Origin of the sequence: Paenibacillus taichungensis, assembly GCF_047302525.1 — a bacterium.
GTDB lineage: Bacteria > Bacillota > Bacilli > Paenibacillales > Paenibacillaceae > Paenibacillus > Paenibacillus taichungensis_B.
This window is the reverse complement of record NZ_CP168020.1, coordinates 347,687-365,551: the sequence shown is the minus strand read 5'-3', so window position 1 is coordinate 365,551 and position 17,865 is coordinate 347,687. Positions and strand designations below refer to the sequence as shown.

General features: G+C 47.7%; 17 protein-coding genes and 1 pseudogene. 9 read left to right on the top strand and 9 right to left on the bottom strand.

The window, feature by feature from the left end; translation table 11 throughout:
- The first annotated feature begins 122 nt into the window (after nt 1-122).
- The 8 genes and pseudogenes from ACDJ58_RS01805 to ACDJ58_RS01770 all read left to right on the top strand — a co-directional run bounded on the left by ACDJ58_RS01805 (nt 123) and on the right by ACDJ58_RS01770 (nt 8,563).
- A complete protein-coding gene (locus ACDJ58_RS01805) occupies nt 123-857 on the top strand; it encodes an IclR family transcriptional regulator (RefSeq protein WP_413375001.1) in 735 nt (244 codons plus the stop codon).
- Between the two features lie 170 nt (nt 858-1,027).
- Nucleotides 1,028-1,129 (top strand): annotated as a pseudogene (locus ACDJ58_RS01800) (transposase); the annotation flags it as partial.
- Between the two features lie 704 nt (nt 1,130-1,833).
- Nucleotides 1,834-2,691 carry a carbohydrate ABC transporter permease gene (locus ACDJ58_RS01795; RefSeq protein WP_413379423.1) on the top strand — a complete coding sequence of 286 codons (858 nt, stop codon included), beginning with the start codon at nt 1,834-1,836 and terminating at the stop codon, nt 2,689-2,691.
- Entirely contained in the window at nt 2,688-3,572 is an 885-nt protein-coding gene (locus ACDJ58_RS01790) for a carbohydrate ABC transporter permease (RefSeq protein ID WP_063567787.1), read from the top strand. The genes ACDJ58_RS01795 and ACDJ58_RS01790 overlap by 4 nt, the downstream gene beginning before the upstream one ends.
- A 53-nt stretch (nt 3,573-3,625) precedes the next feature.
- Nucleotides 3,626-5,017 carry an ABC transporter substrate-binding protein gene (locus ACDJ58_RS01785; protein ID WP_413374999.1) on the top strand — a complete coding sequence of 464 codons (1,392 nt, stop codon included), beginning with the start codon at nt 3,626-3,628 and terminating at the stop codon, nt 5,015-5,017.
- Between the two features lie 131 nt (nt 5,018-5,148).
- Nucleotides 5,149-6,156: a LacI family DNA-binding transcriptional regulator gene (locus ACDJ58_RS01780; protein WP_063567785.1), complete on the top strand. Its 1,008-nt coding sequence runs from the start codon at nt 5,149-5,151 to the stop codon at nt 6,154-6,156.
- Nucleotides 6,157-6,190: 34 nt separating this feature from the next.
- Entirely contained in the window at nt 6,191-7,183 is a 993-nt protein-coding gene (locus tag ACDJ58_RS01775) for an N-acetylglucosamine kinase (protein ID WP_413374997.1), read from the top strand.
- 54 nt (nt 7,184-7,237) lie between these two features.
- Complete coding sequence (locus ACDJ58_RS01770) at nt 7,238-8,563, top strand: 6-phospho-beta-glucosidase (protein ID WP_413374995.1); 1,326 nt, start codon at nt 7,238-7,240, stop codon at nt 8,561-8,563.
- 263 nt (nt 8,564-8,826) lie between these two features.
- On the opposite strand, the gene ACDJ58_RS01765 is transcribed toward ACDJ58_RS01770, so the two are convergent.
- From ACDJ58_RS01765 to ACDJ58_RS01735, 7 genes are all read right to left on the bottom strand, one after another.
- Nucleotides 8,827-10,056, bottom strand: coding sequence for a glycosyl hydrolase family 8 (locus ACDJ58_RS01765; protein ID WP_413374993.1), 1,230 nt, complete (start codon nt 10,054-10,056; stop codon nt 8,827-8,829).
- Between the two features lie 439 nt (nt 10,057-10,495).
- Nucleotides 10,496-11,716, bottom strand: coding sequence for a TraB/GumN family protein (locus tag ACDJ58_RS01760; protein ID WP_413374991.1), 1,221 nt, complete (start codon nt 11,714-11,716; stop codon nt 10,496-10,498).
- A 205-nt stretch (nt 11,717-11,921) separates the two neighbouring features.
- Nucleotides 11,922-13,217, bottom strand: a complete 1,296-nt coding sequence (locus ACDJ58_RS01755) for an ABC transporter permease (protein ID WP_413374989.1) — start codon at nt 13,215-13,217, stop codon at nt 11,922-11,924.
- Complete coding sequence (locus ACDJ58_RS01750; protein ID WP_024632126.1) at nt 13,210-14,112, bottom strand: ABC transporter ATP-binding protein; 903 nt, start codon at nt 14,110-14,112, stop codon at nt 13,210-13,212. Before ACDJ58_RS01750 ends, ACDJ58_RS01755 begins: the two co-directional genes overlap by 8 nt.
- 20 nt (nt 14,113-14,132) lie before the next feature.
- Nucleotides 14,133-15,029 (bottom strand): ABC transporter ATP-binding protein, encoded by an 897-nt coding sequence (locus tag ACDJ58_RS01745; protein WP_090810288.1) that lies wholly within the window; start codon nt 15,027-15,029, stop codon nt 14,133-14,135.
- A gap of 15 nt (nt 15,030-15,044) precedes the next feature.
- A complete protein-coding gene (locus tag ACDJ58_RS01740; protein ID WP_413374987.1) occupies nt 15,045-15,434 on the bottom strand; it encodes a GntR family transcriptional regulator in 390 nt (129 codons plus the stop codon).
- Between the two features lie 92 nt (nt 15,435-15,526).
- Nucleotides 15,527-16,324, bottom strand: a complete 798-nt coding sequence (locus ACDJ58_RS01735) for a hypothetical protein (protein WP_413374985.1) — start codon at nt 16,322-16,324, stop codon at nt 15,527-15,529.
- A 155-nt stretch (nt 16,325-16,479) separates the two neighbouring features.
- Between ACDJ58_RS01735 and ACDJ58_RS01730 the strand changes: the two genes are divergently transcribed.
- A complete protein-coding gene (locus ACDJ58_RS01730; RefSeq protein WP_413374983.1) occupies nt 16,480-16,800 on the top strand; it encodes a hypothetical protein in 321 nt (106 codons plus the stop codon).
- Nucleotides 16,801-16,905: 105 nt separating this feature from the next.
- On the opposite strand, the gene ACDJ58_RS01725 is transcribed toward ACDJ58_RS01730, so the two are convergent.
- Nucleotides 16,906-17,277 carry a hypothetical protein gene (locus ACDJ58_RS01725; RefSeq protein WP_413374981.1) on the bottom strand — a complete coding sequence of 124 codons (372 nt, stop codon included), beginning with the start codon at nt 17,275-17,277 and terminating at the stop codon, nt 16,906-16,908.
- Between the two features lie 111 nt (nt 17,278-17,388).
- On the bottom strand, nt 17,389-17,853 hold the full coding sequence (locus ACDJ58_RS01720; protein WP_413374979.1) for a DUF420 domain-containing protein: 465 nt from the start codon (nt 17,851-17,853) through the stop codon (nt 17,389-17,391).
- Between the last annotated feature and the right edge of the window lie 12 nt (nt 17,854-17,865).

Below are 17,865 nucleotides of genomic sequence, written 5' to 3'. Positions count from 1 at the left end.
AATGCAATGGTTTTTTATTTATATGTCAATAATTCAATTATAATAATTTCCCGCTTTCAGTAAAACTGAAACTACATTGGTAGCCATAAAGACAAAATTAAAGGATGCTTAGAGGTGAATCAATGGATCAATATGAGGTTGCAACCCTAAAAAAAGGACTACTCATTCTAGACGCGTTGCAACAAGGTGAACCCATGAGACTGACTGAGATCATGCATCGGTTTAACCTTAACAAGTCTACAACTTTCCGTCTGCTATATACGCTGGAAATGACAGGATTTATTCAAAAAGATGGTCACACGTACAAAGCTTCTGAATTAAAGGGACACCATTCATCGTCTGCTAACACTCGACTTAATTGGTTAGTTGTTCCATCCCTGCATCAATTAGCACAGGAGCTTGGCGAAACTGCTTATATCGGAGTTTTAGATGGAATGAAGGTCATGACAGTCCAAGTGGTGGAGGGCAATCATGCCATCCGTAGCCATACACGTGTAGGTGATTCCGCTTATGCCCATCTAAGTGCCTTTGGGAAAGTTATCCTGGCGCACCTAAGTGATGAACAACTAAAAAAAATGCTTACACATCTTACCCAGCACAAAGCAACAAAGCATACCTTTGACGACAACCATTTATTAAAAGAGCATCTAAACGTAATCCGTCAACAAGGATACGCCATTGATGATGAAGAAACGGAAGTGGGTTTACGCTGCGTTGCTGCTCCAATATTTTATAATGGTAAAGTGATTGCAGCATTGGCTATATCCGGCCCTGCCGCGCGATTAAGTCGAAAGAGAGACCGTGCGGTAAGTAAAAAATTGAAGGAATGCAGTGCACAAATTTCCGGTCTACTTTGACCCGCTCACCTGCTAAAATTCAGCCCAAGATGAAATATAGATCGATACCCGCAGACGCCTCGTATCCGGCCTTCTCCGATTTCAGACTGCTGATGGTCGTTCCCACCTGAACGAAAACCACAAGAAGGACGTCCCGCAGTGGACAATCGAATCATGTTAAACGCAATGCTATGGATAGCTCGTTCAGGCGCCCTTGGCGTGATCTACCAGACCACTTCCCCAATTGGAAATCCGTCTTCACCCGCTTTCGACGCTGGCAGAAAGCGGGCATTTGGGGTGACGTGTTAAAGCATGTTTCCCTAGATCCTGACGAGGAAAGCGTGATGATTGACGCCACGATTGTGCGAGTTCACCAGCATGGATCAGGCGCAAAAGGGGGCAAAGCGAGCAAATTATCGGACGTCCCCGAGGTGGATTAAGCACGAAAATACGTGCGGTAGTTGACGCATTAGGGAATCCACTTCGCTTCGACTTGTCCGGAGTCGAAGCGCATGACTCCATCCAAGGTTTCAACATCCTTAAAAGCATGAAACTGACCGAAGCAAGTTTTATCCGACCGAGCGTATGATACGAATGCCATTCGGACTTCCTAGTACACTTTGCCTAAAAATACAGTCCTTTCGCGAAAATCCCTCCAAAGAAATATCTTTAATTTCCGAGGGCTTGAATATCCACCCAAACCTTTCTATATCAGCCTTTGTCAGGCGTTTTGAAAGAACTTCCGAAGCGTCAATAAAGGTAGCGCTTACAAACATCCAAAAAAAGGGTTGATAATTGAGAAACCATCCACTATGATAATCTCATCAGTCCGGATAATAAAGTTAAAGCACTTTAACTTTCAATTACATAACATCACATGAAACCTTTTTATTTCGGGGAAACTCAAATACGAAAGTTAAAGCGTTATAACTTTATATCAAATAGAAAGGTTGGTGTTTATGTGACCCATCGCGAAAGCCGGCGGCAGACATTTTACATGTACCTCTTCATCTCTCCATGGCTTATCGGTTTCTTCGTGTTTGCCTTGTATCCGATTCTGTCATCCCTTTATTACAGCTTTACGGACTATGACATTATCCACCCGCCAAAATATGTCGGACTCGCGAATTACAAAGAAATGTTTCAAAATGACCTGTTTTGGAAATCTGTTGTCGTAACGGTGCGCTATACATTTATCAGTGTACCGATCCAGCTGCTGCTGGCACTCGGATTTGCTCTCCTGCTCAATGCGAAAATACCGTTCCGCGGATTTTTCCGAACCGCCATGTATTTTCCCAGTATGGTATCCGGCGTGGCGATGTCTTTGCTGTGGTACTGGATTTTCAACCCATCGATCGGTCTGTTCAATTACGTGCTATCCTGGTTCGGCATTAGCGGCCCAGCCTGGCTCATGAACCCCGATTATGCGCTTTACGCTCTGATGATTATGTCCTTCTGGACGGTGGGCTCAGGTATGATTCTGTTCCTTGCGGGACTTCAGGGCGTTCCTGCCAGTCTCGTGGAAGCCGCCAAGCTTGACGGTGCGGGACGCTTCCGGATTTTCCTGAACGTGACGCTGCCCATGATTTCACCGGTACTTTTGTTCCAACTGATTATGGGCGTCATTGATTCCTTCCAGGTATTTACGCAGGCGTATGTAATGACCCAAGGGGGTCCAAACTACTCGACCTGGTTCTACGTTTACAACCTGTACACCAGTGCCTTCAAGGAATACAGAGCGGGCTACTCCTCGGCACTCGCTTGGGTGCTGCTGATCGTCGTCATGGCGTTTACGGCGCTCATTATTAAACTCTCGAACCGTTATGTTCACTATGAAGGAGGCGGACGCAAATGAGTACGATTCCGACTGCCGGCCCAGGGGCTTCACCTTCTGTGAATAAACGCCGGCGCAAAATCGACGCGGTTAGCATTGCCAGCTTCATTGCCCTGGTGGTCACCACCTTTCTCATGCTCCTCCCTCTGTTTTTCATGGTCTCGACCTCACTGAAATCGAAGAAGGAACTGCTGACGTTTCCTCCGACCTTTCTGCCGGAGTCCTGGCAGTGGAGTAACTACAGAGAAATTTTCGACACGCTGAACTTCGGTCAAATGTATATGAACAGTCTCATTATCGGCATTTTGACTGTTGTCGGCACCCTGTTTTCGTCGGCACTTGCAGGCTATGGCTTCGCCAGATATCGGGGCAAGGGCAGTAACTTGTGGTTCATGCTCATGCTCAGCACCATGATGCTTCCATATCCAGCGATTATGATCCCACAGTTCATTCTCTTTTCCAAGCTGAACTGGATCGATACCTTCCTGCCGCTGATTGTCCCTGCGTTTTTCGGTTCAGCATACAACATCTTTTTGCTGCGACAGTTCTTTACCACCCTGCCGGATGAGCTGTTTGACGCCGGACGCATCGATGGCTGCAGCGAGTTCCGGATGTGGAGACAGATCGCTTTGCCTCTGTCCGGTCCGGCGCTTGCCACCGTTGCGATCTTTGCCTTCATCTACAGCTGGAACGACCTTTTGACACCTGTGCTCTATTTAAGCTCATCGGATAAGTTTACGCTTCCGGTCGGTATGTCTTCCTTCACATCTTCGCGTTTCCGAATTCCGCCGTGGCATCTGCTCATGGTCGCCTCCGTGCTCGCCATGCTGCCGATCGTGACCCTGTTTGCGATAGCCCAGAAGCGGTTTGTGGAAGGAATTGTACTTACAGGCATCAAGTAAAGACTCCGCCGCAGGGGCGGCAAAAAACTTGAATATATGGGGGACTGTAATTCATGAAAACGATAAGGATCAAAAAGTCTTTTACACTTTTGCTTGCGACCAGCATGCTCGTCGTATTGGCATTGTCCGGCTGTAGCGGCGGCAAATCAGCGGGAGATGTCGTACCCGGTAACGATGGCGATAACGCTAAATCCGGTTCCTCAGGGGGCCAAGTCACTATAACGCACTACACCATCGATTCCGAGGATCGCACCTTTATTGAAAAGCTGGTTCCGGATTTTGAAGCCCAACATCCGAATATTAAGGTGAAAATCGAGAAAGCTCCTTACGAGCAGTTCGACAGTAAACTCCAAACGCTGATTGCCGGGGGCAAATCGCCTGACGTCACAAGCCATTATGGATACGGCGGTTTTGCGGAGTATTACAACAAAGACATGCTGCTTGATATGAACGACATTATTAAGGAAGACGGATTTAAAGCGTCCGACTACAACATCCCGGATGATCTTATGAAAATCTACACCGTCAAAGACCAAGTCTACGGTATTCCGGTCAACATGTACGTCTCTCTGATGCTCTATAACAAAGACATGTTCGATGCTGCCAACGTTGCTTATCCTCCAAGCGATTACGAGGACAAGAGCTGGACGTTTGACAAAATGGTCGAAGACGCGAAGAAAATGACGCATGTATCCAATGATATTGCCAAAACTCAATATGGCGTTGACTTCACATGGTCCGAGCGCGATATGCGCCCGCTCTATTTCGGAGCAGAACCCTACTCCCAGGATACCTGGACCAACGGCGGCGTACCATCCGAGACTCATTTCGATTCGCCTGAAGTCATCGCAGCCTATAATAAGCTGTTCAACCTGATCTTAAAAGATAAAGTGTCTCCGACAACGGAATGGAGCAAAAGCGTAGCGGGGCAAAACGGCGATGCGTTCGTAACCGGCAAGGTGGGTATGACCGTCAGCGGCTCATGGAGCCTTGCCGGCTCCAATGACTTCCCTTTCAAAGTTGGTGTGGCTGCAGTGCCTGCCGGCGGCAATGACAAGGTCCGCAGCGTGCTGTTCGTCGATCCGCTCTTGATTCTGAAGGGTTCCAAACATCCGAAGGAAGCTTTTGAATGGATCAAGTATCTCGTCAGCGACGAAATTCAGGAAAAATCCATCGACCTGAGCGGTGGCAACCCTCCTGTCAATACGAAGGCAGCCGAAACCTATTACAAGCATTTCGATGGCATCGATGCGGCAGATGTGAAGAAGGTTTACGAAGGCGCTGTTGAATACGGATTTGAATCCTATAACCACCTGATCACCCACTATTCTCAGATCAATGACATGTTCATCAATGAGATGCAGCCGATCGATACCGGACACAACACCGTTGAAGAAGTGATGCCGACGATTCAGAAAAAGGTCATGGAAATTATCAAACGTTAACGCTAGACATTGTGCCGTCCTGCAAGGGGCGGTGCATCTATCAAATTAGCTTCGCGGCTAAGCCTCCGTACATGTATACTAATGTTAAGTCAATATAAAGTACGGAAAATCTGCCGCAAGGAGAATAAACAATGAAGGTTAGTATATTTGATGTTGCAAAGAAATCAGGGCTGTCCGTCGTAACGGTCTCACGCGTCTTAAACGGTGCCGAATCCGTGCGAGAGAAAAATAGGCAAAAGGTTCTGGAAGCCATCAAGGAGCTCGATTACCATCCCAACGCTGCTGCGCGGAGTTTAGCTCGCGGTAAAACAGGAATCGTCGGTTTGATCATGACCACTCTTCAGGATTCCTTCTTTGATACCGTCGTTAAAGAGCTGAACGAAGTGCTTGCACTTCACGGCTATTTTCTTGCCGTTTCGGTCTCTACCGGCATTGGCTCCGATGAAACCCATTACCTGATCCAGGAGGACCGGGTAGACGGACTTATTCTGCTCTCGCCGATGGAAGAGGATAACTACATTGTAGAACTGAAGCGGCGCAATATTCCTTATGTCCTAATCGACAATCAGAAGCCGGAGAATGATACTTTTTCGGTAACGATCGATAACTACAAAGGTGGCTATGCCGCTACGAAGCATCTGCTTGATCTCGGCCATACCTCCATCGCGCACTTAAGCGGACAAAACATGTTCCGCAGTACGAGGGAGCGTCGCAGCGGTTTCCTGCAGGCACTTAAGGAAAAAGATCTGGCTCCATTTGAAATGATCACGGGCGATTTCGAAATCGATTTTGGTTATGACATCTGCCGCAAATGGCTGCGTGAGGGACGCCTGCCTTCCGCGGTGTTCGCGGGCGATGACCATATCGCGCTTGGGGTCGTGAACGCCCTCATGGAAGAAGGCATCAAGGTGCCTGAACAAGTAGCTATCGTCGGCTATGACGATCAATATATTTCATCCAAGCTGCACCCCCATCTGACAACGGTCCGGCAGCCTGCCGACCGCATTGGGGTCGCCGCTGCCGATATGCTGTTGAAACGCATGGACGGTACGATGAAACGCGGGGCTAATGTAAGGATCGATCCTGAACTCATCGTGAGAGAATCTACTGGATCACCAACAAAAGGTACGACCGGATAAAAAAATATAACCTTATATATAGGAGTGACGACCATTGGCTTACTACTTGGGAATCGATGGGGGAGGAACAAAAACATACGCCCTGCTGACCGATGACTTCGGCAATGTGCTTGGCAAAGGCGTGGGCGGCAACGGTAATCACCAGATTGACCGCGCCTTGGCCGCACAAAGCATACGGGAAGCTGCAGAAGGAGCTCTAAACGAAGCAGGACTGCGGATTCACGAAATCTCGCACACCTATTTCGGACTTGCAGGCGCAGATCGGGAGGTAGATTACCGAATCCTGCACCCTCTGGTTCAAGGAATCGGATTCACCCAGAATTACTCGATTAACTGTGATACAATGATCGGTCTGCGCGCAGGCACGAACCGACCTTACGGGGTCGCACTGATCTGCGGCACAGGCACCAACTCTGCAGGCCGTAATCCGGCAGGAGAACATGTGCAGGTCGGCGGTTTTGATTATATGTACGGTGATTTCGGCGGTGGTGGTTCCCTCAATATTGAGGTGTTCCGCTCTGTCATCCGTTCTTGGGACGGTCGTGAGCAGCCAACGCTCCTAACTCCCCTGCTGCTGAACTTCCTTGGATATGACAGTGTCAGCGACATGTTCGATGACTTTCAGGATCACGGCAAGCATGTGCCTGTCCATGCAGCGAAGCTGCTATTTGAAGCGGCTGCAGAGGACGATGCTGTAGCTCTGGAAATTCTGAACCGCCAGGGCGTCGAGATTGGCAAATCAGCCGCTGCGGTGATCCACAAACTTGGAATGGAAAAGGACACTTTTGACGTAATACTTGCAGGAAGTCTGCTAACAAGGGGAGATCGTGGATGGATTCGCAGCCAAGTTGAACAGACTGTTGCAACCCTCGCTCCGAATGCGACCATCGTAACGTTGGCAACCGAGCCTGTTGTCGGTGCCTTATGGTCTGCTATGGATGCGAGCGGACATGCGGTAAGCCAGGATGTATATAACAAAATGCGGGTCTTCCGCGACTTCGAACATATTAAACAAACAACAAGATAAACGTCTATAAACACTGTCATCATAAAAAATTCTTAAAAGACTGGAGTGTGCAAAATGGCATATGAACAAGGGCTAAAAATAGCGGTAATCGGCGGTGGATCTTCCTATACTCCGGAGCTCGTTGAGGGGTTCATCCTCCATCATGCCGAGCTTCCTGTACGAGAGCTGTGGTTGGTAGATATTGAGCCGGGAGAGCGCAAACTGAATATTGTCGGCAACTTGGCCAAACGCATGGTGGAGAAATCGGGTCTGCCGATTGAAGTTCATTTGACGTTCGACCGCCGCGAAGCCATCAAGGGTGCGGACTTCGTCAGCACTCAAATGCGTGTCGGTATGCTTGACGCCCGTGGCCGCGATGAATCCATTCCCCTGAAATACGGCGTGATCGGTCAGGAAACCACTGGTCCCGGAGGCATGATGAAGGCGCTGCGGACGATTCCGGTCCTGCTTGATATCTGCCGTGATATTGAAGAACTCGCTCCTAATGCCTGGCTGCTGAACTTTACGAATCCGGCGGGTATGGTCACAGAAGCCATTCTGAAGTATTCCAACGTTAAAAGCATTGGTCTCTGTAATGCACCGATCGGCCTAATCAAGCAAACCTCGGCCAAATACGGCGTAGAAGCGGACCGCATCTATGCCGAGTTTGTTGGCCTGAACCATCTCCACTGGATTACGCGTATTGATGTGAACGGAGAAGACAAACTGGATGACATGTTGGCCGATACGGCCGGTTACAGCGCGAAGAACGTGCCTGCACGGGAGTGGAATCCAGAATTCCTGCAATCCCTGCATGCCCTGCCTTCTTACTATCTGAAATACTTTTATATGACCGATGCCATGCTCGAAGAGCAGCTTGAATCCTTACAAAAAGGCGGCAACCGTGCGGAAGTGGTTAAACGCGTCGAAGAAGAACTTTTCGAACTTTACAATGACCCGGACCTGAAAGATAAACCGAAACAGCTGGAACAGCGGGGGGGCGCCTTCTATTCCGAAGCAGCCGTGAACCTGATGCGCTCACTCTACAACGGAACGAATGACATTCAGACGTTGAACGTAGCCAATCAAGGTATCATTGATTTCCTGCCAGACGATGCCAGCATTGAAGTCAACTGCGTGGTCACCAAAACCGGTCCACTGCCCCTACCGTTGACCAAGGTTCCTCCAATGGCAGTTGGACTGATCCATGCGGTAAAAACCTATGAGCGCCTCGCCATCGATGCTGCCGTGACCGGTGATCGTGGATTGGCCATACAAGCATTGGCTCATCATCCTCTGGTCCCTTCGGTCGAAGTGGCGATTCAGATGCTGGATGAAATGCTCGAAGCCAACAAGGAATATTTGCCGCAGTTCTTTACTGAATCTGCAGCTAATGCATAATTCGGCTATCATCCATTCGTCCTGATACTTTAAGTAAGTAAAACGTCTATCGACTTACTTTCACATTAAACGAAACCGCCATATCCCAGGATTTCTTGAGATATGGCGGTTTGTCGTTTCTAGGCATTTGCCCATCTATAACGCTTGCTCAAATCGATTATTAAATCATTCTCCTAGCTAGCTCCTTCCATAAAAAAGCAGGCAGGGAGCTAATCTCCCTGCCTGCCTGCTTGCATATGAGCAATCAACGGATTATAAGTTGCTTAGTATGTCCACCAGTTACCGGACATCACGATCATGGAGAACAGCTTGATGCTGTCTTCATAGTAGCCTTCATTGGAGCTGCCGGCCGTTTTGGTCCAGACGGAATTCAGCCAGTTTTGGTTCACGGACGAGGTCATAGCGCTGACACCAAACGGTGCATAGAACGCGCCGCTGCCGCCGGAACCTGTAACCGTGCCGTTGAGTTTATAACCATCCTTTACGTTGCTAGGGTTACCGCTTACTTTGGTTGAGATCCAGCTATTCATTTGATTGAGCTGATTGAGTGCCCGGCTGTCACGGGTCATCAAGTAATCCGTTGCGATCCGCCAAGGCGTACGACACGAGTTGTAATCGTAGCTGCCGTCGTTTGCCCCTTCCAGAAAATCGGCTGAAGCTGGCTTGTACGTCGAGCCCGACAGAACGACGAAGTCTGGAAGCAATCCGGTTGATGAGCTGTACCCGTTGTATAAGGAGTTGACAATGGTATAGGTTTTGTCGATCACGTTTGCCCATCTGGCATCACCAGTTGCCGCCTGAAACGCCTTCAAGTGATTCAGCATAAAGTCCGATGGACGGGTAGCATTTTTGAAGGTGTTGTCTGTTGCCCAGTCGCCAAGACGCAGCGTCCATTGGGACTGATTCACGTCACTTTGCATGATGGCATTGATGATGTCCTTGCCGGCCTGAAGGTAGTTGATACTGCCGCTGCTACCCCACTGCTTGTCCGCAAGCAGGAGCGAATAAGCAATGTCCATGTCTCCATCCGTGGCCGAGTCGGCGCCTTCAATGTTCTGGAAGCTGCTGTTTTGTTTCCATGCCATCAATTTCGAATTGTTGGCGCTCGGATGCGCTTTATAATATTGATAAAGTCCGTCGAAATAGGTCTGCGCATTGCCGTCATAACCGGCCATTATAACCGTTGCCAGCATTCCGTACCCGTGTGCCTCAGATACGGTATCCCCGTTGGACTGATACTTTACATAATACTTGCCTGTGCCCGCCGTTTTCAGATAAGCCGATTTCCAGCTGTCCCATTTCGCTTTCACAGAGCTGTCCATCGCACTTTGAGTAACATGGTTAGGCTTGATCGAGCCGCTGGTATATGTCGTGTGCTGCGGGAACGGCTTGTTTGGAGCGGCGAAAGCAAAGCTCGCCGGAATCAGAAGAAAAGCGAGACAACACATCATAACAGCCTTGCTGCTAAACGAAAATCCCCTATTTTTTCTCATAAATTTACGCTCCTTTTAGGTCCAAATGGGTTTTGATCCATGACATAACCTTTAAGCCTAAAATTCAATACAGCATCTTGATGGAGAAACAATGATTCGATACTCGCGAGACAAAATCACCCCCTCCTTAAAGTTAAAGCGCTTTAACTTTTAAACGCTTACATTCATTTTAATTGTTCTTCAAATATTTGTAAATATATATTTCTGAGATTGAATCTAAAGCCCTGATTCGACATTTTAGCAAAGATCACCGTGTTCTTTCCCTAATTAATATCAAGCCTTCATTCACTCACGTATGGATGACTACTCCCTTCTTCACAGGCATACAAAAATCCCCTCAAGCTTCCAGTGCTTGAGGGGATTTTAACGATCTCTTTTTTCACTATTGTCTACCCTGAGGGGAGAATACCAAGCTCCCATAAAAGGAGCTTTGATTCTTTTATTTTCGTACCACTGTATATCCTTTATCTTTCAGCAACTTCACGATCCCATGATCGCCCAAGTAGTGCGCTGCACCTACCACGATGAAGTACTCTTCACCCTTGCCGTTTCTCAGGTAACCATCGATCTTATCAGCCATTCCAACATTACGGTCGATCAGCATTGCTTTGTTGTATTCTTCGTCATCAGAGATGCTGTTCGTCAGCTCCAGCAGTTGCTCGTCATTTCCTGTTTTCCACATTTCGGCCATTTGATTCACGCTGTCATCCAACACATCGAAATTGTCCAAAGTCGCTTTCAATGTTTTCTCTTGCAGCTCCTTAGAGAAGTCATTGAACATTCCCAATTGAGATTCATAGGATTCCAACTCGATCACCGGAAGTTTGCGCTCGATTGCCTTCTGGATGAAGTACAGATCAACCCCCGCAGAAGCTTCATAGCCCGCTTTCATAGACTTCAGACTGGCTAACGTGCTCTCTACTACCCAAGGCTTAAAGGTATCCAGTGCATTCGGCTCCAATCCACTTTGCTTCAAAATATCGCCCAGTTGAGTATACGTCTCGCTGGAGATGTGATCTTTCAGTGTTGTGCCATCCTGATACGAACCCAGACTCAGAACCAGCTTTTGCTGCGCTTCTTCAGCCGCTTTGCTGATATCGATCTCTACGCCTAGGTAATCCGCCTCGGCAAAGGCTTCTTCAAACTCCTTACGCAATGGATAAAAGCTTTCATCCGCAATATGCATAGAACCTACCAGGTACACGGTGTTGCCGTTGCTTTCGACTTCCCACATGAAGCCACGTCCGCCGGTTTGAACAGTTTCTGTTTCGCCACCTTTGGAAACCAACAGCACTGTGCGTGTAGCAGTATCCCAACGGACCTCATAACCAGTTGCATCCCCTACAATACGGATAGGAGCGTATGTTACGCCATTAATACGTGTAAGCCTGCTCTTCAAAGTAATCGTCTTGCCGTTAACTACGCCTGTAATCGTATCATCTGTAGCTGTCGTCAGCTTTACGTCCATTGCGTCCAGCGTGGAGCGAAGCGGCACAAGTGTTGTTCCTTTATCGTTAATCGGTGCACCCGCCGTGTATTCAACCGTTTCGTCATTCACCTTTACCGATGTCTCTTGGGGAGAGGCCATAGCCGGTACTGCGGATGCGAGCAAACCAACCGAAATAGTTAGAGACAAGAGCATGCGTTTCCAGTTTTTCATATTATGTATTCTCCTTTAAGCAATATAGTAGTTTGAATAAGGATATTTGGATTATTACGAATTAAGCAGAGAAGATGCTCCTCTCTATTGCATAGCACCTTCTCTGCTTTAATTACTCAAGCCAATTTCGTTCTGGATCATGAAGGTTCTATTGAACCACACCACTAATTTAAAATTTAATACTTTACTCGTTCGTAAACTTGGATCAGATTTTATATGCCTTCATCGCTTTGAACAATTCCTTGAACGTTGGGCGTTTACCATACATCAGCACACCTGTACGATAGATTTTCGCTGCCAGCCAGCCGAAGATCATAATCGATACCACGAGAATGGCCAGGGACGTCCAGATCTGCCAGGTTGGTGCAACGCCTGCCCCAATCCGTACCAGAATTGCCGTTGGCGATGTGAACGGAATGAAGCTTGCTACTTTCAACAACAGGATGTTCGGTGTAGCAATACTGAAGATCGCGATATAGAAGGAAACCAGGGACAACATCGTAATCGGCAATACGGCCTGACCCAGTTCTTCTGTCCGACTCACCATAGAACCAATGGCCGCGAACATCACCGCATACAGGAAGTAACCCAGAATGTAGAAGATGAGTCCATATACAATGACTGCGACGTTCACATCACCCAGGTTCATGTTGAAATCACTCAATACATCGCGGTTATGCGGTAACAGCATATTACCAGCAACTACTGCACCGAAGATACCGATTTGCAACAGACCTACCATGAAAATACCGATAATTTTACCAAACATCTGACTGAGCGGAGATACACTTGTAATCAAAATTTCCATAATACGCGAGCTCTTCTCGGCCGTAATCTCGGAAGCAATCATATTACCTGTCATCATCGTTGATGTGAACAACAGGATAATCAGCAGATATACCACAATGTAGTTGATGCCACTCATGGTACCTTCCGACCCCGCAGCAGCTCCGCTTTGGTCAGAATCAAGGCTTTGCTCTGTCAGTTTTACCGGCGTACTGATGAGCTGTTTTTGTTCCGCCGTGAGTGTATCCTTCACCACCACATCCAGCTTCACAATTTGCAGCGCAGCTTCAATAGGTGCTATAACCTGCGGGGAAATATCTTCGCTTGAGTACAAGACCGGCTGTGGGAAATCTTGCCCCGCAACAGGTTCGAACTTCAGGTACCCATCCAAAAGCTCCGACTCCACATCGGCTTTGAGTGCCGCTTCATCTTTACTCGCGTCGTTAACAAAACGATACGTCTGGTTGCCTTGTGCGGAGGAGTATGTCTCCAGCTTCTCGGCTACCTCCGTTTGTCCGGTGCTCAGCAGACCGATATTTACCGGATTCGTGCTCGAGCCTCCACCGATGGGACCACCATTAAATAAAGTAATGAAATATGGAATATTGAGTCCAATCGTAATTAAAACTGCAAGTACAATGGTCGTGACCATGAAAGACTTCGTTTTCACTTTGTTTTTGAACGTAAATCCGATAATCGTCCCCATTTTATTCATTCGACTCACCTACCTCACGAATAAAGATTTGGTTAAGCGTTGGTTCCTTAATTTCAAAATGTTCAACGGTCGTCTGAGCCATGGCTGCTCTCAGAATTTCCTGAGCTGCTTCCATCTGACCAATATGGATTAGGTATCCACGCTCATTTTGCTCTACCTTTTTCACACCCGGCAACTGTTCCAGACCGCCCACATTACCCGTTGTGCTCAGGAATACATGCTCACGTGGATAACGGCTCTTGATCTCCTTAATCTCTCCCTGCACAACAGTGTTGGAGCGATGCAGAATTGTTATCTGACGACATAATTCTTCAACGTGCTCCATGCGGTGTGTCGAGAACAGAATGGCTGTTCCTTCGTCACGCAACTCCTTCACCGTGGATTTCAGCAATTCCACGTTTACCGGATCAAGTCCGCTAAAGGCTTCATCCAGAATGAGAATTTGTGGTCTGTGGACCACTGCAGCAATAAAGCCCATCTTTTGCTGATTCCCTTTGGATAGTTCCTCAATCTTTTTGTCGTAATACTCCGGCACTTCGAATCGGTCCAACCAATACTTCAGGCTCTGATCCGCATCCTTTCCATTCATGCCGCGCAGACGGGCCAGATAGTTGATCTGTTCACTGACCTTTACCTTTGGGTACAAACCGCGCTCTTCCGGAAGATATCCCATAATCTGCTGCAATTCTGTGCTATAGGGTTTGCCGTTGTACTGGATATTTCCACCGTCCGGGTGGATCAGCCCAAGTACCATACGCATCGTTGTAGTTTTACCAGCGCCGTTGGCTCCGAGCAGACCGTAAATCTCCCCTTCTTTTACATTAAGCGTCACACCATTAACTGCCGTTTTGTCTGCGTATTGCTTGACTACCTGCTTCAATTCCAATCGGTTCATCATCTATCGTCTCCCTTCGGTTATTTCCACTGTACGGGTGCATACCCGGCAATCCAGAATGCCAAGACTTCATCCAATTCCAAGTTACGGATTTTCAATACCCGGTTATTTGCCAGCTCCAGCCTTTCCTGCGCTTCGCTGACCCGGGTTGTAATGACGCGAACCAGTCCTCTCTCTTCAGAAGAAGATTCCACAACCCCAGGGATACTCTCTGGTCGTAAATCTCCTTCATACCAGACTTCTTTCCACTGATCGAGCACCATATCTTTCTCGGCCATCCCCAGCGACTGACCACGGTGCATCAATACGATGTAATCGGCAAGCCTTTTGACTTCGTCCGCAATATGTGTGGCAATCAGAATCGTGGTGTCTCCCTCAGCCATGAAGGTACGGAACTGCTCGATCATCACTTTCCAGGCAAAGGGGTCCAATCCTGATGAAGGCTCATCCAAAAGCAATAGTCTTGGGCGAGCTGCGATTGCAGCTGCGATCTCGAATTTCCTCCGTTCACCCTTGGACATCTTGTTCAGCTTCACATCAACAGGTACTTCCATATCGTGAATCAGTTGGTCGAACAACTTCATATCCCAACGCGGGTACCAGTAGGCCCGAAAATCAGCTGCTTCCTGTGCAGTAATCCGGTTCTCTTCGAGCCCAGCGTTGTCAGCCACAAAACCGATCTGTTGTCTCAGTTCAATGGGAAGAGGCCCCTCATGTTCCTTCCCAAACCATATAATCTGCCCGGCATCTGGCAGTACCACTTGTTGTAGCATGTTAAGAAGTGTGCTTTTACCTGAACCGTTATGACCGAGAATAGCAACTACATACCCTTCCGGGATGGTCAGATCGATTGGGCCAATAACTCTGCGTTTTCGCATTTTGGATACGCCGTTCAACTGAACTGCTATGGGCTCCATGTATGAATCACTCCCTCACTTCGAGTAAACTGCCTTGAGGACTTCCCGGAACAGACTCTCCAGTTCTTCTTCCGTACATCCCACCGATTTTCCGGACTGCACCGCTGCCTGCATCGCTTCATGCGCGGCCTTCAATCTATAATTTTCTCTGTCGCCGGCTTCTACCTGGGCCACAAATGTACCCGTCCCCTGCCTCGTACGAAGCAGCCCTTCATTCTCCAGATCCTGATAGACCCGTCTAACCGTTATAACACTGCAATTCAGTGATCCGGCGAATTCGCGAATGGACGGCAAATGTGTTCCCTCCCCCAACTGACCCGTAACAATTAACGATCTTAACTGATTTTCAATTTGGTGATATAAAGGTTCAGCGCTATTTTCATTAATTTGAATGGGTATTTTCACATCTTGCACCTCGCCCTCCGGTACACTCCAGTCTGTTACCTGTCCGTGCCGGTTTCATCCTGTATTCATTCTTGCGTTCATCCCTCATACCGTTAACTCAAATCCCGAATGGAAAGTTTCTTCAGCGTCAATCGACTGAAAAGCCATAATCCCGCTATGCCAGCCACCAAAGCAACCCACATAATCGGGGAAAGCAGCCCCCATGATTTACTCACATCCATTACAATCGAAAATCCGTAACTGCCCGACGTTCGGATCAGCAAGGATATGATGATCGTAAGTGGCAAGAACAACGAACTGAGAAGCAAATATTTTTTACCACTGTACAGAAACTCTCCGTAAATATATAAGCCTGTCATGAGAAGTCCGTAACCTGTACAAGTTATGCCAAAGGCCAGGTACTGATCCCACCGGAACCCTTCCTCGTGCAACCCGACCACATACAGTGATCCATAGAAAAAGATACCATTATACGTAAACGCCATCAGAGACTGCTGAAGTCTCGACCACATCACTGTCTCGTTTGGAATGGGAAGTCTGCGATAGTAGGCCAGCATCTGTGTATAGGAATCCTCCTGTATGTAACGGAAAGATCGTCTGCTGAACACGAATCCCTGAAATGGCACCATGATCAAAAAGAAAGTATCTACAACAGGATTAATGAAATCTGTCTTCTGTTGTCCTAATAACATCACACCACTCATGCCACCCGTGTATATCATAAAAATTGCGGTCCACAGCCATTGGAGCTTATCCTTGTTCATCTCGCTGCGGGTCAGCCACCAAGCCTGCTTCCATTCGTTCATATCATTGCCTGCCTTTCCATCTCGACTGTGCTCACTGTATATATCAATATACACAGTATACAGACCACTCCCTATTCCCGTCAACTCCTTATTTTCCTGAATCAGGAAGAAAGGATGGGATTCATGTCAGAGTTACGATAAAATAAAACTTGATTCTGAATGTACAATGATTCATTGTAATTTCATTCATTCAACTTATAGAGATACTATAGAGATACATAGAAAGGATTGATTCACCTATGGATTGGCTGGTTGAGATCGGGTTTGTGCTCCTTTTCCTTATCGTGGTCATCTGGCTCATTGTTCGCGACGAACCCAAACGGCATTCTGCCAAAAAAGGCAGACATCGAGTGCGTCGTAACAACGGCTACACCGACTCATCTCCGGCATACCCGGTCATTACCACCAATGATGACTCCTACACTCATCATTCCAAACACACTCACGATCACAAGCATCATGACGGTGATTCTTTTTCGGGATCTAATCACCATCACAGCAGCGATAGCGGAACCAGCAACGACAGTGGTGGAGATAGTGGCGGGGGTGGTGGAGATTAAAATCTCCTCAAACCAAAAAAAGAGCTGTATCCGATATTGTGCGAACACAATTCGGAACAGCTCTTTCCTGTTTCCCGGCACCTGAATACAGAAGAGGTCTAATCCTTAAACGAGATCGTAGCCACTCGGCAGAGTCCGATTACTACGGATCTCACGAATCTCAGCCAGCGTCAATCGCTGATTGGTGGAGATCAGGGATTCCACATCATTGCCACGGATCAGATCATCCAAATCTCTCAAATTGGTGTTCCCACGAAAGACGCGGAATCCGCCTTGAAAGTTAGGTCTCGTAAACACAACTAATGTTGCATTTGAACTTGTCGAGAAGAAACGCAGGCTCTCTACCCCACCCAGAATGTTATCCAGATTACGGAGACCCGTGTTACCACGGTATACCCTGCTTCTTCCACGATAATCCTCTTCTGAATACACCGTGAGTCGTGGATACGTTTGACTTACATGGACTGTTTTTTTCATTTGTTTTCCCCCTCTCGATCTCATTCTATGAATGAATGCGAGAGGAAGCTTGGACCAATCAACGGATCGATTCATCCATTTTCATATTTTCAAAGAATTTAATTCATCGCATTAAACACCCAGGATGACTTCCCATACCGGACGAGTGTGTCCACCAGGATACAGCAGGTACAACAGAACGTATACAATAACGCCTGTGATGGCACTGCTAAACCAGATCATGGATGTGAATCGCCCCCAGCGGCGATGTGTCTTGAATTTCTTTTTGAACCCAAGCACCAAAGTGGAAATCCCGAAGACCGCTGCCACCGTGGCGAGGATAATATGAAAGATCAGAAATATTCGATAGAAGATCTCCATCTCCGGGTCCCCGCCCCAAGCTGTATTCCCGACAAAGATGGTACGAGACGTATATATGACAAAGAACAGCAGCGCAGCAATGGCCCCTGCAATCATCGCGGTTTGGTGCGCCTCCCGTTTGCCACGGATAATTAGCACCCAGCCAATTCCAACCAGCACCGCGCTAATCACAATGAAAGAAGTACTGATCGTGGGTAGCAGAAAATACATATCCATCGTGTGTTTCCC